At 40.1% G+C, this 12,808-nt stretch carries 15 protein-coding genes, 1 tRNA gene and 1 CRISPR repeat array; of the genes, 5 read left to right on the forward strand and 11 right to left on the reverse strand.

Annotated elements, in window-relative coordinates:
- The 10 genes from ACTS4L_RS09070 to acpP form a co-directional block, all read right to left on the reverse strand.
- Positions 1-212 (reverse strand): hypothetical protein (locus ACTS4L_RS09070; protein ID WP_440651956.1); only part of this gene is annotated, 212 nt, incomplete at its 3' end.
- Positions 213-446: 234 nt separating this feature from the next.
- Positions 447-894: a CRISPR direct-repeat array (repeat unit 28 nt; unit sequence GTTCACTGCCGCATAGGCAGCTTAGAAA).
- 43 nt (positions 895-937) lie between these two features.
- Positions 938-1,933, reverse strand: coding sequence for an NAD(P)H-dependent glycerol-3-phosphate dehydrogenase (locus ACTS4L_RS09075; RefSeq protein WP_440616942.1), 996 nt, complete (start codon positions 1,931-1,933; stop codon positions 938-940).
- 20 nt (positions 1,934-1,953) lie between these two features.
- Positions 1,954-2,820 (reverse strand): bifunctional chorismate mutase/prephenate dehydrogenase, encoded by an 867-nt coding sequence (gene tyrA, locus ACTS4L_RS09080; protein WP_440616943.1) that lies wholly within the window; start codon positions 2,818-2,820, stop codon positions 1,954-1,956.
- Positions 2,821-2,824: 4 nt separating this feature from the next.
- Positions 2,825-3,262: a D-aminoacyl-tRNA deacylase gene (gene dtd / locus ACTS4L_RS09085; RefSeq protein WP_440616945.1), complete on the reverse strand. Its 438-nt coding sequence runs from the start codon at positions 3,260-3,262 to the stop codon at positions 2,825-2,827.
- 30 nt (positions 3,263-3,292) lie between these two features.
- Complete coding sequence (locus ACTS4L_RS09090) at positions 3,293-4,291, reverse strand: malate dehydrogenase (RefSeq protein WP_440616947.1); 999 nt, start codon at positions 4,289-4,291, stop codon at positions 3,293-3,295.
- A 119-nt stretch (positions 4,292-4,410) separates the two neighbouring features.
- The gene (locus ACTS4L_RS09095; protein WP_440616949.1) at positions 4,411-5,004 is read right to left on the reverse strand and encodes a CDP-alcohol phosphatidyltransferase family protein; all 594 of its coding nucleotides are present in this window, start codon (positions 5,002-5,004) and stop codon (positions 4,411-4,413) included.
- A gap of 2 nt (positions 5,005-5,006) precedes the next feature.
- Positions 5,007-5,729: a TVP38/TMEM64 family protein gene (locus ACTS4L_RS09100; protein ID WP_440616950.1), complete on the reverse strand. Its 723-nt coding sequence runs from the start codon at positions 5,727-5,729 to the stop codon at positions 5,007-5,009.
- Positions 5,730-5,816: 87 nt separating this feature from the next.
- Positions 5,817-5,972 carry a hypothetical protein gene (locus ACTS4L_RS09105; RefSeq protein WP_440651958.1) on the reverse strand — a complete coding sequence of 52 codons (156 nt, stop codon included), beginning with the start codon at positions 5,970-5,972 and terminating at the stop codon, positions 5,817-5,819.
- Positions 5,973-6,025: 53 nt separating this feature from the next.
- Positions 6,026-7,279, reverse strand: coding sequence for a beta-ketoacyl-ACP synthase II (gene fabF, locus ACTS4L_RS09110; RefSeq protein WP_440616951.1), 1,254 nt, complete (start codon positions 7,277-7,279; stop codon positions 6,026-6,028).
- Positions 7,280-7,465: 186 nt separating this feature from the next.
- Positions 7,466-7,702 carry an acyl carrier protein gene (gene acpP, locus ACTS4L_RS09115; RefSeq protein WP_192483915.1) on the reverse strand — a complete coding sequence of 79 codons (237 nt, stop codon included), beginning with the start codon at positions 7,700-7,702 and terminating at the stop codon, positions 7,466-7,468.
- A 702-nt stretch (positions 7,703-8,404) separates the two neighbouring features.
- On the opposite strand from acpP, the gene ACTS4L_RS09120 reads away from it, so the two are divergent.
- Complete coding sequence (locus tag ACTS4L_RS09120) at positions 8,405-9,130, forward strand: response regulator transcription factor (protein ID WP_440616953.1); 726 nt, start codon at positions 8,405-8,407, stop codon at positions 9,128-9,130.
- A gap of 47 nt (positions 9,131-9,177) precedes the next feature.
- On the opposite strand, the gene ACTS4L_RS09125 is transcribed toward ACTS4L_RS09120, so the two are convergent.
- On the reverse strand, positions 9,178-10,023 hold the full coding sequence (locus ACTS4L_RS09125; RefSeq protein ID WP_440616955.1) for a 2OG-Fe(II) oxygenase family protein: 846 nt from the start codon (positions 10,021-10,023) through the stop codon (positions 9,178-9,180).
- A 181-nt stretch (positions 10,024-10,204) separates the two neighbouring features.
- Here ACTS4L_RS09125 and deoD point away from each other — a divergent pair, with 181 nt between their 5' ends.
- The 4 genes from deoD to hisG all read left to right on the forward strand — a co-directional run bounded on the left by deoD (position 10,205) and on the right by hisG (position 12,799).
- Positions 10,205-10,915 carry a purine-nucleoside phosphorylase gene (deoD, locus tag ACTS4L_RS09130; protein WP_440616956.1) on the forward strand — a complete coding sequence of 237 codons (711 nt, stop codon included), beginning with the start codon at positions 10,205-10,207 and terminating at the stop codon, positions 10,913-10,915.
- Between the two features lie 508 nt (positions 10,916-11,423).
- Positions 11,424-11,499, forward strand: a tRNA-Thr gene (locus ACTS4L_RS09135).
- Between the two features lie 95 nt (positions 11,500-11,594).
- The gene (locus tag ACTS4L_RS09140; RefSeq protein ID WP_440616958.1) at positions 11,595-11,897 is read left to right on the forward strand and encodes a YerC/YecD family TrpR-related protein; all 303 of its coding nucleotides are present in this window, start codon (positions 11,595-11,597) and stop codon (positions 11,895-11,897) included.
- Positions 11,894-12,799: an ATP phosphoribosyltransferase gene (gene hisG, locus ACTS4L_RS09145; RefSeq protein WP_440616959.1), complete on the forward strand. Its 906-nt coding sequence runs from the start codon at positions 11,894-11,896 to the stop codon at positions 12,797-12,799. Before ACTS4L_RS09140 ends, hisG begins: the two co-directional genes overlap by 4 nt.
- The last annotated feature ends 9 nt before the right edge of the window (positions 12,800-12,808 follow it).

Here is a 12,808-nt window from a genome sequence, read left to right on the forward strand (position 1 = left end):
TGTTGATCGCGCCCTGAAATCTTTCGTTGATAATAACCATTTTGCCAAAAATGATGACAGCCACAATTTTGGCAGGCTTGTGGCTTTAAAAGTTCTGGATTGTATCGAACATGGTAAGTATAATCCTCAAGGGATGAGTAGTCTTTGATGATTTGAGCCATGTCAGGGAACTCGTTGATTAAATGTGAACGCACTTTAATCAATTTAATCATGCAAAGCTACTCATCTTGTTCTAAAAACAACCTTCTTTAAAAACCTTGCTGATATTAGGCATTCTGGTAAACAATGATGAAACTATACAAAGTATTGGTCATCCCACGCTTTGTGCGTATAAGGAGCGCTGAAACTACGCATTCAGTGCGAGACAAAAACAGCAGTTAAGAGCCATATAAAGTTGGATGTAACACTTAGAAAGATAATCTCATATTTGAACTAGGTGGTTCTGAGTTCACTGCCGCATAGGCAGCTTAGAAAATAGGTGGAGCTTTAGTGCTAACGCACACTATGTTCACTGCCGCATAGGCAGCTTAGAAATATCCATTTGCACTGTTTCTTTGTCTAACGTCGTTCACTGCCGCATAGGCAGCTTAGAAAATTCATCACAATCAAGCGATCAATATCACAATGTTCACTGCCGCATAGGCAGCTTAGAAATGACCCAGTATTGGATGCTGCATCAAAACCATGTTCACTGCCGCATAGGCAGCTTAGAAAGTCATAAGCAATAAACAATCCTTTTCTTTTTAGTTCACTGCCGCATAGGCAGCTTAGAAATGAGAGCAATGTCACGCAGCACTTACGCAGATGTTCACTGCCGCATAGGCAGCTTAGAAAAAAGTTTTAACTTATTTGCTTGGCGGGCACTTGTTCACTGCCGCATAGGCAGCTTAGAAATTAAATTACTGCTAAGTATATGTGAAATGATATTTCACTATTATTAATTTTCAGCCTTCAGCGATCTTGTTAGCAAATCTTTTGCCGTAGTGCGCATATCTTGTCCCTTATGTAGAATACTGTAAACGGCTTCAACGATGGGCATAGAAACATGATGTTTTTGTGCGATTTTATATACAGCATTCGCAGAAGCAATGCCTTCAACAACTTGTTTTACTTCATTGCAAGCCTCGTTAATTGTTTTGCCTTGACCAACGAGCACCCCAAAACGACGATTACGCGATTGATTATCCGTGCAAGTTAATAACAGATCGCCAAGTCCGCTAAGACCATAAAATGTTTCCAGCTTGCCGCCTAAGGCGATGCCTAATTGGGTCAATTCACTGAGGCCTCGGGTAATAAGACCCGCTCTGGCATTAGCGCCAAAGCCAAGACCATCTGAGATGCCACACGCAATAGCAAGTGCGTTTTTAACGGCTCCGCCAATCTCGGCACCGGTAACATCTATTGAGGTATAACAGCGGAAATTATCACTATTAAAAAGCATTTGAATATGTATAGCATAATCATTGTTTTGGGCAGCAGCTACAACGGCAGTAGGTAAGCCTTTGGCAACTTCTTTGGCAAAACTGGGTCCCGTGATTAAACCAAAGGGATTGTCTTTTAGGATGTCTTCAGCCATTTGATCTAATAGTTGATAGCTATGGTGACAAAATCCTTTTGTCGCTGAGATCACCCCTTGTGTGCTGTTTAAATGAGGCTTGATTGCTTCAAGTGTGCTCACAAAACCAACGCTCGGTGTCGCCATTAAAATATCATCACATTGATGGATAACACTTTCCCAATCATTTACAGCAATTAAGTTTGTTGGAAAAGTAACATCAGGTAAATAGTTGTGATTATGTTTATCATGAATCATCTGTTTATTGTGTGTATCTTTCCATGAATGTATATAAACCATATGTCCAACGCGTGCTAGTTGTAACGCAAGCGCTGTGCCCCATGAACCGGCACCCATGACAAGAATTGTATTCTTCATAAAAAATTAACTCCAATTGTTTACGCTAATGGTTTGATGCCAAGTAAGCGATCACTTTCTTGATACGCTTTATCAGCAAATTCGCCCATCCATTCTTTCACATCATTAAACTGCTGACTAAATTCAAGTTTTCCATTGCTTGATTTTAATTGTTCGACTTGTTTTAAAATCAATTGGGCATAATCTTGAATGCTATTTAATCGATCATTATCTGACGCAATGATATTGGCGTATAAGTCGGCATCTTGGCTAAACAAGCGTCCAATAATATTAAGCTCCATTTTATAAACAGGACTTGAGATTGCCATTAGTTCTTCCAAATGGATATTATGTTGCTTTAAGAACATTCCCATGCAAAATACCGAGAAATGCTCGATGCCTTGGATAAATGTCATTGCTTGGTCATGCGCGCTTGCGGTCATGTTTTTAAGTGTAAATCCTAGGGTGATCAGGTCGTTAATAAACCATTGATAATGTTGAGGGTCGCGACCATCACAATAAACAATCACTTGCTTGTTGGAGCTGGTGACACTTGGTCCAAAAATGGGGTGAAGTCCAACAACAGCGCCACTATGTGCGTTGAGCATTTTGGTCATTGGTGCTGATTTAACGCTTGTTAAGTCCGCTAATATGGTCTTTGAGCTGATATAACGAGAAGCTTTTTCGATGATTGCATCAGTCAACGCAATCGGTGTGCTGATAATCACCATATCTTGATTTTGAAGAAGTGTGTCTGCATGCTGCCAATCATATTCACCCAAAAGGGTGATTTCATAATGCGCAAGTTGCTCAAGAAAAAAAGCTAGGCATTGCCCCATAGCACCGTGACCACCAATAATGCATAGACGGCGTGTTTGTTCTTTTGTTGTTTTTGTTGTCTTCGTCATGCTTTTATACCTTTAACCATAATGTAATCGGTCCATCATTTGTGAGTGATACTTGCATATTAGCACCAAATTGACCTTGTTGAATGCGTGCGTATTTTTGCGAGATTTCAGCATGAAACTCAGCAAATTTTACTTTGGCAATCTGTGGTGGGCATGCTGCCGAAAAGCTAGGGCGTAATCCGCGATCAGTATCAGCAGCCAGTGTGAATTGCGGCACAACTAACAACTCACCATCGATATCAATAAGGCTCTTGTTAAGCTTGCCATTATCATCTTCAAAAATGCGTTGATTTAAAAGCTTATGTGCCATTTTATCATATTCTTTTTGTCCATCTTTTTCTTCGATACAGATAAGTGCCATAATACCTTGGGCGATATGAGCAATTTTATCATTGTTGACGGTAACAGAAGCGTGAGTAACACGCTGTATAAGGCTTAGCATATTGCTTAAGTGATGCTGGCTTGAGTTAAATTAGATTAATCCAGCTTTTTTGACAATATCGCGCTCGTGGCGAAGCTCATCAAGTGTGTTCTCAAAAGCTTTTTGACCAAATGCATCTTGCTTAATGCCTTCAACAACTTTGATTTCACCATTTTTCACAACACAAGGCATAGCAAAGATAAGTCCTTTATCAACGCCATATTCACCATTTGATACTTTGGCAATGGAGACTGTTTCACCTTCAGGCGTGTCAAAAATAATACCTCTAACACTGGTAATAACAGCATTCGCTGCAGAAGCTGCAGAAGATGCGCCACGCGCTTTAATAACTGCAGCGCCACGTTGTTGAACCGCAGGAATAAACTCTTCTTCCAACCATTTGCGATCAGTAATGACATCAGTTGCCGGTTTGCCAGCGATTTCAGCATGGGCAAAATCAGGGAATTGTGTTGCTGAGTGGTTGCCCCAAATAGTCATTTTCTTGACTTCAGTAACATCAACACCGGCTTTGATCGCAAGTTGCTTACGCGCGCGATTCTCATCAAGTGAAATCATTGCAAAGAAGCGATCATTAGGGACATTGGCAGCATTCATCATGGTAATCAATGCATTCGTATTACAAGGGTTACCAACGGCTAAAACGCGGACATCTTTAGCAGCGTGCTTGCTGATCGCTTCACCCATTGGTTTGAAAATCTTACCATTAACACCTAATAAATCAGAGCGTTCCATACCCGCTTTGCGAGGCACCGCACCAATCATCAGTACCCAGTTCGCATCTTTAACGGCTTCATTGACATTCGCGGTACAGGTGACACTCTTTAGCAATGGGAATGCGCAGTCATCAAGCTCCATTTTAACACCTTGTAATGTTGGCAATGTTTGCTCTAACTCCAATAGGTTAAGGTGTACATTGACATCCTTACCAAACATTTCACCTGAAGCGATTCTGAAAATGACGGCATAACCAATGTTGCCAGCAGCTCCGGTTACGGTAACGCGTACACTTTTATTTGAACTATTTGACATGAATTATTTCTCCTTATGATTTAACGAGTAGATTTCGTAGTATTTTCACCCGCAAGATGATAACAACTTTGCTATGAAACGAATAGAGGCATTAGCATTATTTGTGGTATAAATTAAATTTATTTACTCTCGTTGCTTTGTTTGTAAAATTGATACACGCGAACGCCTGTTGTCCATAACACTAAAAGCGTGAAAACAATACCAATGATCATGGCAAATTGGTTAAAGATGATCATCGCGATAAAAAAGATAAACGCCTCGGCACGTTCCATCAGCCCTGGGCTATAATAAAAGCTTTTCTCAGATTGTTTTTCTGAAAAAATCCCAACCAATAGAAAGCTGCTGACACAGACAAGCATCGACATCATCATCAATAAACAAATAAAGGCTAAATTGGGATCACGCATAAAAAGGGCGATCACGATAAATGATTCAACCAGTCGATCACTGATAATATCAAGCACGGTGCCAAAATGTGTGCTGTTGTTTTGTATGCGGGCAACCGAGCCATCAAGGATATCTAGGTAACCTGAAACCAGTAGCAGTAAAACTGCCATGAAGTTAAATTCAGCACTTAAAAAGCAAGCACTAATGAAGCCTGTGATCAAGGAAGCGATGGTAATAGCATTAGCAGGTAGGTGGCGCACACCCATATGCATAAGTGGCTGAATAAAAACTCTTTGAAATAATGGTCGCAGACTTGATTCGATCATCCTTATTGCTCCTTGTGTGGTTCGCCTTTTAGCTTACTGCTGCCTTTAAGTTTTCTATAAATAATCGGTACTAAAGATAACAATGCTAAAGCACAAATAGGTAATAATATTTGCGGTGAAAAAATAACTTTAAGATTAAGTGCGTGTCCTTGTTCAAGGGCAAAGCCCAAGCCACTACCAACCCAAGCGTAGATAAAGGTGCCAGGGATGATACCTAGTAATGTGCCTATAAAAAAATGGCGTAGGCTAACACCTAAGACACCAACGGCAATATTGATTATAAAAAATGGGAAAATGGGTAGGAGTCTTAAAAACAGCAAGTAGTTAAATTCATTTTGTTGAAAGCCATCACGCATTTTGGCAATACTGCCTGATGCCTTGTTTTTCAAGCTTTGAGCAAATGCCATACGTACTGCTAAGTAGGTAATTGTTGCACCAATAGTAGCAGCAAGGACCGTCCAAATGCTGCCGAAAAACACACCAAAAAGAAATCCGCCTAACAGCGTCATTATCGTGGCTCCTGGGATTGAGAACGCCACGATGATGATGTAGCTGAGCATAAAGATAAACACACTCAATAAATAGTGTTGTTGAGTAAATGCTTGTAAGGTTTGATAATGCATTGTCAAAGTTTCCAGTGACAAGTAATGCTCGCCACCTAAAGCAAAAAATATAATTAAACCGATAATTAAAATAATAATAGGAACTAAACGCTTTAAGGACATTTGCAATCACTTTCCATGTCATCGTCTAAAGATGTGTAAAGGATAGCAGATAATAATCAAGTTCAATATAAAGTTAATGGCACCATCTCAAGAAGTAGCTTGTAAATATAGGCTTTGCAACGAAGTTAAATTAACCATCCCTGACAAAATGGATTGCCACGCATCCACCATGCTCGCAATGACACCTTCTGACTTGTCATCCGTAAGGCAAGATGGTGTGAGGATCCAATGCGAAGCTGCCATGGATGGTTAGTGATTCTCCTAAAGGTAGTGCCATTCATTTGCTGTGCTAGCGTTTAGATTTTCTTGAAAACAAGCGTGCCATTAGTTCCGCCAAAACCAAATGAGTTGGACATGGCAATGTCGATTTTCATTGGCTTTGCTTGATGGGCTGCATAATCTAAGTTGCAACCCTCATCAACATTATCAAGATTGATCGTCGGTGGTGCGACCTGATCACGAATAGCAAGTAATGAGAAGATGGCTTCAATCGCACCAGCAGCACCTAACATGTGCCCAGTCATTGATTTGGTTGAGCTCATGACAATGTTCTTAGCGTGATTACCCATAAGCTTTTCAGCTGCTTGGCTTTCTTTAACATCACCTGCCGGTGTTGATGTGCCATGGGCATTGATATATTGTACTTGATCGGCATTAACACCAGCGTCTTCAAGGGCTAGTTGCATACACTCATAACCACCTTCACCACTTGGGCTTGTGATGTGGAAAGCATCAGCATTCATGGCATAACCAATCAGTTCACCATAGATTTTGGCACCTCGCTTTTTAGCATGCTCATATTCCTCTAGCACAACAGCAGCGGCACCATTAGACAGTACAAAACCATCACGATCTTTATCCCAAGGGCGTGATGCGCCTTTTGGATCATGATTGCGTTCAGATAATGCGCGTGCTGCCGCAAATCCACCGATGCCAATTGCAGTGTTGGCCTTGTCAGCACCGCCGGCAATCATCACATCAGCATCACCATAAGCAATCATACGTGCTGCCATACCGATATTGTGCGTGCCCGTTGTGCAAGCAGTAACGACTGCGGTATTGGGACCTCTTAGATTGTGCTTAATCGAAAAGTTGCCAGAGATAAGATTAATAATCGTTGCCGGAATACAAAAAGGCGACATTCTCTTGGGTCCTTTAGTGTCAATAATAACACGTGTGGCCTCAAGCTCACCAAGTCCACCAATGCCTGAAGACATTGATACACCGATGCGGCGACAGTTCTCATCGGTTACCGTGATACCGGCGTCTTGCCATGCTTCTTCAGCAGCCACAAGACCATATTGCATAAATGGATCGTACTTTTTGATTTCTTTCTTGTCGAAATGTTGTAAAGGATCGAAGTTTTTAATGGTGCCGCCAATAGTGACTTTAAACTCAGAGATAGAAGGACCATGTACAAGGTCAAACTCAGGTAATTGATCAATGCCACTTTGCCCTTTTAAAATAGCATCCCATGTGCTTTTGACATCACTACCAAGCGGGCTTAATGCACCAAGTCCAGTAACGACAACGCGTCTTGCTGATTTCATGATTTCATTATCCAAATGTTTTATACCGTTCGCAAACCATTCAAAAGTATCAAAAATTTCTTCGATATTAAACACCGCAAAATGATTTGCGAGCGGTATAGTTATACAAATAAAAAATCAGCATTAACCTTACGACTAATGCTGATTTCTCATAAATTCATCAGTTACTTTAAAAGCAATGAGTGATTAGCTGTTGTGTGCTTCGATGTAAGTATAAACGTCTTGCACAGTCTTGATTTTTTCAGCTTCTTCATCTGGAATCTCAGTGTCAAACTCTTCCTCTAAAGCCATTACCAATTCAACAGTGTCAAGAGAGTCAGCGCCTAGATCATCGATAAAAGATGCTTCTGCTTTGACATCTTCAGGCTTAACACCTAATTGTTCAACGATGATAGCGTTTACTTTTTCTTGAATTGCGCTCATTTTGTTTCCTTAAGTTTTTACTTATTAATATTGATAAAACTGTCTTTAAATTTATGGCATCCGCCAATCGAGTAGACATTGTAGTGAAATGTGCCTTATTTGCAATAAACTTACAACAAAATTCTGCTAAAACTGATGGGTCTTGCTATTTATTGAGCAGATATCTCCATCAGTCATCAACTTGGTTGTTATGGTTGTAGTGTAAGAATAAAGGATATTGCTTTGTATCATCGCTAAGTAACTATATATAAATAAGTTGCAGCAACTAGTGCCACTTCACTTCTGGGATTGCCCGCACAGCTTAAGCTGCACGGGTGAGTGGGGGAAGATTAAAACGCAACTTCTTCTTGATTCATTGTTAACTGTGATTTCTGCGGCACAGCACAAAAAATAGTTTGTGATGGTAACGGTATTACCTTTCATCTCTGCTTAAAGGCTTATTATTGCTTACATTGATATCCAAGAATGCGAGTAACTCATTCGGCGTCATCTTGACGGTGTTTTTGTTAAGTTTTGATATTACCTTAGCCAAAGCGACCCTTTCAAATACTGCGCTCTACCGCATGTTGCTGTAACGTGTAGTAAATAATATAACCAATAATGGACTAATGTCATCACCTCATTACTATACCACTTGCGGTTGATTTACCTCGGTCTATACTCTCCTTAATAAAGGAATAACAATTATGGATCTCAAGTGCGATGCTGGATGTAAACGAAATATTGATTGTTGATGATGAACCGGTTATTTGTGAACTGATTGAAAGTATTTTGCAGTCTAAGGGCTATATGACTCATAGTGCCTATAATGGTAAAGCGATGCTTGAGTATTTGAGTCAGAAAATCCCAACTTTAATTATTTTGGATTATCAATTACCTGATCTAACGGGGCATAGCTTATGTCAGAAAGTGCGCCAACAATCAGAAGTCCCGATTTTGATGGTAACAGCACATGATAGCCAAGCTAACCTTATTCGCGGATTTGAGCTTGGAATAGATGATTTTCTAGCAAAGCCTTTTGACCCTAAAGAGCTGCTATTGCGTATTGAGGCGATCTTACGTCGTAGTCGAAAGACACAAATGGCATTGTCTCAATCAACACAAGAAGATCAGATAAACTATCAGTTTGATCACTGGTACTTTGAACCATCGGCACTTAATCTGGTCGATAAAAACAATATTAGCAAAAAGCTCAATCTGACTGAGTATGAAGTGAAGTTGCTAAGTCTATTTTGTGCTAATGCCGAACGAATCATCACGCGTGAGCAGATTCACAAAGCCTTGGAGAGTCATGCTGATGATGCATCATTACAAGCGATTAATGTTTATGTCTATCGCTTACGCAATAAGATTGGTAAAGACCTAATTCAATCCATTCGTTATAAAGGGTATAAATTTTTGGCGGATGTTCAGGTGGTTGCATCATGAGCTTATTACCCCAATAATCGTATAGGGTTCAAGTCTGTGTTATAAATTTACTTAACGCCAAGCTCCATCAGACGTTCATCCAGAAAAGCATCAGCAGTTTTATATTTCTCAGATAAATAAACATCAGCTTTAGCATGCATAAAGCAAGGGGTTGACATGCGATCAACGCCTTGTGCTTCACCTTCAGGTTTAACCACGCGATGCTTGGTGGCAATGTATTCAAAGTTGGTCATTTCTTGCAGCATATCACCGATATTAATAATGATAGATTGCGGTTTGCAGGGCACTTCATACCATTTATCTTCTTTATGTGAGTACACCTCTAAGCCAGGTGAGGAGGCAACTGGTAAAAGGGTGATTAGATTGATGTCTTCATGAGCCGCAGCACGAATGGCGCCTGGTTCTTCATCCCCTTTGATGGCAGGGTAGTGCAGCACACGAAACAATGTGCGATCAAATGACAAGGCTTCCACTAATGGCATATGCAGTTTCTTGGAGGTTTCAGGATCCATATGATCATCAATCCACTGGAGTAATGTTTTCCCCAATTCAAAAAGCTGATCAAAAAGCTCACGCGCTTTGTTAGAGACTTCTTTAGGATAGCGACCATTTGGAAAATATAAATGGAAATAGTGTTTGATGTCACGTGCTGTTTCACCTTTGGCAGTTTCTGAGATATCCATCGGAAAGTAACCATCTTGGGTTGCTTTATCGTAATAATAGTTGTGTGCGGCTGTTGAGTTAATAAACCCACGCCATTCGCTATAAACATCTTCGATAAGCTGCCAATCGATAGGGTGTGTCTCCAATACCCCAAAGCCTGTTTGCTTCAAAGAATCGGTAAAGCGCTTTGCCGCGTTATCGGCATGATAATCAACACTTAAAATTTCCATTAAAAATACCTGCTTTATTTGGTTTAAATGACGTCGGCATGCTAAATACTAAAGACATGCCTGTCAAGGTTGAAATTATGGGCAATTTATTTGTTTGTTCATTTGTTCATTTGCGATAAAAGCAGTACACTGTCGACTTCAAAAACTTGAGCCATTGAAAATAACCTTAAAAGGATAAAAAATGATTCCAACACCTCATATTGAAGCAAAAAATAAAGATGACTTTGCCAAAACCGTCATCATGCCAGGAGACCCGTTGCGCGCTAAGCTGATTGCTGAAACATATCTTAAGGATGTTAAGCAGGTCAATAGTGTGCGTAATATGCTCGGGTTTACTGGGACTTATAAAGGCAAGAAATTAACGATTATGGCGCATGGTATGGGGATCCCAAGTGCGGGGATATATACCGCAGAATTGTTTAATAACTATGATGTGGATCAGATTATTCGTATCGGTTCGTGTGGCTCGTATGTGCCTGAGATTAAGGTATATGATGTGCTATTAGTTACCGACAGCTATTGTGAATCTGACTATATTGAAATTGTAACCGATGAAAAAACAAGAGTAGTACGTCCAGATGGTGAATTAACAGCACATATTGCGAAAACAGCAGAAAAGTTAAAGCTGCCTGTAACGCAAGCAAAGGTGCACTGTACCGATGTCTTTTATCGCAAAAACTTTGATGATTATATCAAGCTGCATGCTGAGCATGGTTGTAAAGCAGTTGAGATGGAGACTGTGGCAATTTTTGCAAATGCTAAAGCCTATGGTAAAAAAGCAGCTTGTCTTTTAACGGTTTCTGATTCCTTGGTGACAAAGGAGGTTACAAGTAGTCAAGAACGCCAAAACTCATTTACTAAAATGATTGAAATTGCGTTAGCAAGTGTATAGTGTAATTGCGTTACCTTTATGAGTGTCATTAACCATCCATGGCAGCTTCGCATTCGATCCTCACGCCATCCTGGCTCAGGATGACAAGTCAGAGGTTGTCATTGCGAGCATGGATGCGTGACAATCGATTTTATCAGACTGATATAGTGCCATTAGTTTATAGCTAAATTTTCTTTCTCGCATTTTCTAAAAAAATAACTATTCTTACTTGTGCAGGTTCGCATATATCAAAACAAGGAGAATAGTAATGAAGTGTTGTAAGCAATCAGGGTCTATTGTTGGTTGTCTAATCATAGGCATTATATTAGTTGTATTAAGTATTGTGCTGATTATTGGTGCCTTTAGTTGATTCCCACCAGTGCATAGTCTTTATGATCTCAGTGAGTCTGTTGTCACAGGAATGTTAGGATGCGCAAGCTTAATTATCGGTGCAATCTTTATAGTTGTGGGGATTGTACTTAATAAAGTTGAGAAAAATGACCAGTAATTTTTATTCATTGTTTGTTATGCCGACATAGCTCAGTTGGTAGAGCAATTGATTCGTAACCAATAGGTCAGCAGTTCAATTCTGCTTGTCGGCACCATTTTTTCTACATTTATCCAAAAACTTCTTGAGCTTGTTTTCATAAACGATTATGTTGTAGTGTATTAATACGTTGTGAAGTGTGGGTGGTATTTTATGGTTAATATCAAACAGGCTCAGCAAGCTGATATTGATGCGCTTTTTCATGCATTATCATTGCTAGAAAGTAGTGAGGAGGTTGCGAAACTTTTCGAGGATTTATGCACACCTGCCGAGATTTCAGCAATGGCAGATCGTTGGCGTGCGGTTCAGGAGATCAAAAATGATAAATCCTATCGTCAGATTTATGCTGAAACCGGTGTGAGTGTGACAACCGTGGCTAGAATTGCGCGCTGCATTAGCCATGGCACTGGCGGGTATAATTTGATGTATAACAAAGTGAAAAGGTCAGTTGAATGAGTGATAAACAAAACAAGCGATTACGCATTGCAGTACAAAAGAAAGGGCGTCTTAATACGGATTCTATGGCGCTTTTTGAGAAAGTGGGTATCAAAGTGCAATTGTCAAAAAGTGGGCTTTATTGTCATGCGATTGATGCGCCGGTTGATTTTCTGTTTGTGCGTGATGATGATATCCCAACTTTAGTCAATGATGGCTTTTGCGATGTTGGTATTATTGGACAAAATGTATTGGATGAGTTTTGTTTAACACTGAACGAGAAAAAGCAAAGCAATAATATCACCATAGACAAAGCACTTGGCTTTGGGTTTTGTCGCTTATCGATTGCTATTGCCAGTAGTAAAGCATATGACAATATCAATAGTCTAAAAGCAATGAAAGTTGCGACCTCATACCCTGAGCTCTTAATGGAGTTTTCACGCAAGAATAATCTTGATTTATCGATTTTAAATATTTCAGGCTCGGTTGAGATTGCACCTAATCTTGGTATGGCTGATGCGATATGTGATCTGGTGTCAACGGGGCGCACATTAGAGGAGAATAATCTCAAAGAAGTCGTTGAAATTATGCAATCACAGGCATTGTTGATTCGTAATAGTCATACACTTGAACCTGAGTTGGAAGCATTTTATCAACGGTTGATCGACCGGATTAATGGAGTGATGCAAGCCAAAGAAAGTAAATATGTGATGTTTCATGCGCCTAAGTCATCGCTTAATGCCATTAATGATATTCTGCCAGGTCATGAAGGGCAGACGGTTATCCCTATCTCAGGGGTTAAGGATAAGGTGGCTGTGCATATTGTGACAACAGAAGGTGTTTTTTGGAATACGTTGGAGCGTTTAAAGCAGGCAGGAGCCAGTGCGATTTTAGTGTTGCCAATCGAAAAAATGCTCGCGTGAGGGGATATC

The sequence above is a fragment of the Cysteiniphilum sp. 19S12-1 genome, assembly GCF_052030685.1.
Lineage (GTDB): Bacteria > Pseudomonadota > Gammaproteobacteria > Francisellales > Francisellaceae > Caedibacter.

Bases quoted from the DNA above. Each gene is read 5' to 3' on its own strand.
- acpP (WP_192483915.1), bottom strand. From the start codon at position 7,702: ATGAGCGCAATTCAAGAAAAAGTAAACGCTATCATCGTTGAACAATTA.
- ACTS4L_RS09095 (WP_440616949.1), bottom strand. From the start codon at position 5,004: ATGATCGAATCAAGTCTGCGACCATTATTTCAAAGAGTTTTTATTCAG.
- ACTS4L_RS09125 (WP_440616955.1), bottom strand. From the start codon at position 10,023: ATGGAAATTTTAAGTGTTGATTATCATGCCGATAACGCGGCAAAGCGC.
- ACTS4L_RS09140 (WP_440616958.1), top strand. From the start codon at position 11,595: ATGGTTAATATCAAACAGGCTCAGCAAGCTGATATTGATGCGCTTTTT.
- deoD (WP_440616956.1), top strand. From the start codon at position 10,205: ATGATTCCAACACCTCATATTGAAGCAAAAAATAAAGATGACTTTGCC.
- dtd (WP_440616945.1), bottom strand. From the start codon at position 3,262: ATGCTAAGCCTTATACAGCGTGTTACTCACGCTTCTGTTACCGTCAAC.
- ACTS4L_RS09075 (WP_440616942.1), bottom strand. From the start codon at position 1,933: ATGAAGAATACAATTCTTGTCATGGGTGCCGGTTCATGGGGCACAGCG.
- ACTS4L_RS09100 (WP_440616950.1), bottom strand. From the start codon at position 5,729: ATGTCCTTAAAGCGTTTAGTTCCTATTATTATTTTAATTATCGGTTTA.
- fabF (WP_440616951.1), bottom strand. From the start codon at position 7,279: ATGAAATCAGCAAGACGCGTTGTCGTTACTGGACTTGGTGCATTAAGC.
- ACTS4L_RS09120 (WP_440616953.1), top strand. From the start codon at position 8,405: ATGCTGGATGTAAACGAAATATTGATTGTTGATGATGAACCGGTTATT.
- ACTS4L_RS09090 (WP_440616947.1), bottom strand. From the start codon at position 4,291: ATGTCAAATAGTTCAAATAAAAGTGTACGCGTTACCGTAACCGGAGCT.
- ACTS4L_RS09105 (WP_440651958.1), bottom strand. From the start codon at position 5,972: ATGGCAGCTTCGCATTGGATCCTCACACCATCTTGCCTTACGGATGAC.
- hisG (WP_440616959.1), top strand. From the start codon at position 11,894: ATGAGTGATAAACAAAACAAGCGATTACGCATTGCAGTACAAAAGAAA.
- tyrA (WP_440616943.1), bottom strand. From the start codon at position 2,820: ATGACGAAGACAACAAAAACAACAAAAGAACAAACACGCCGTCTATGC.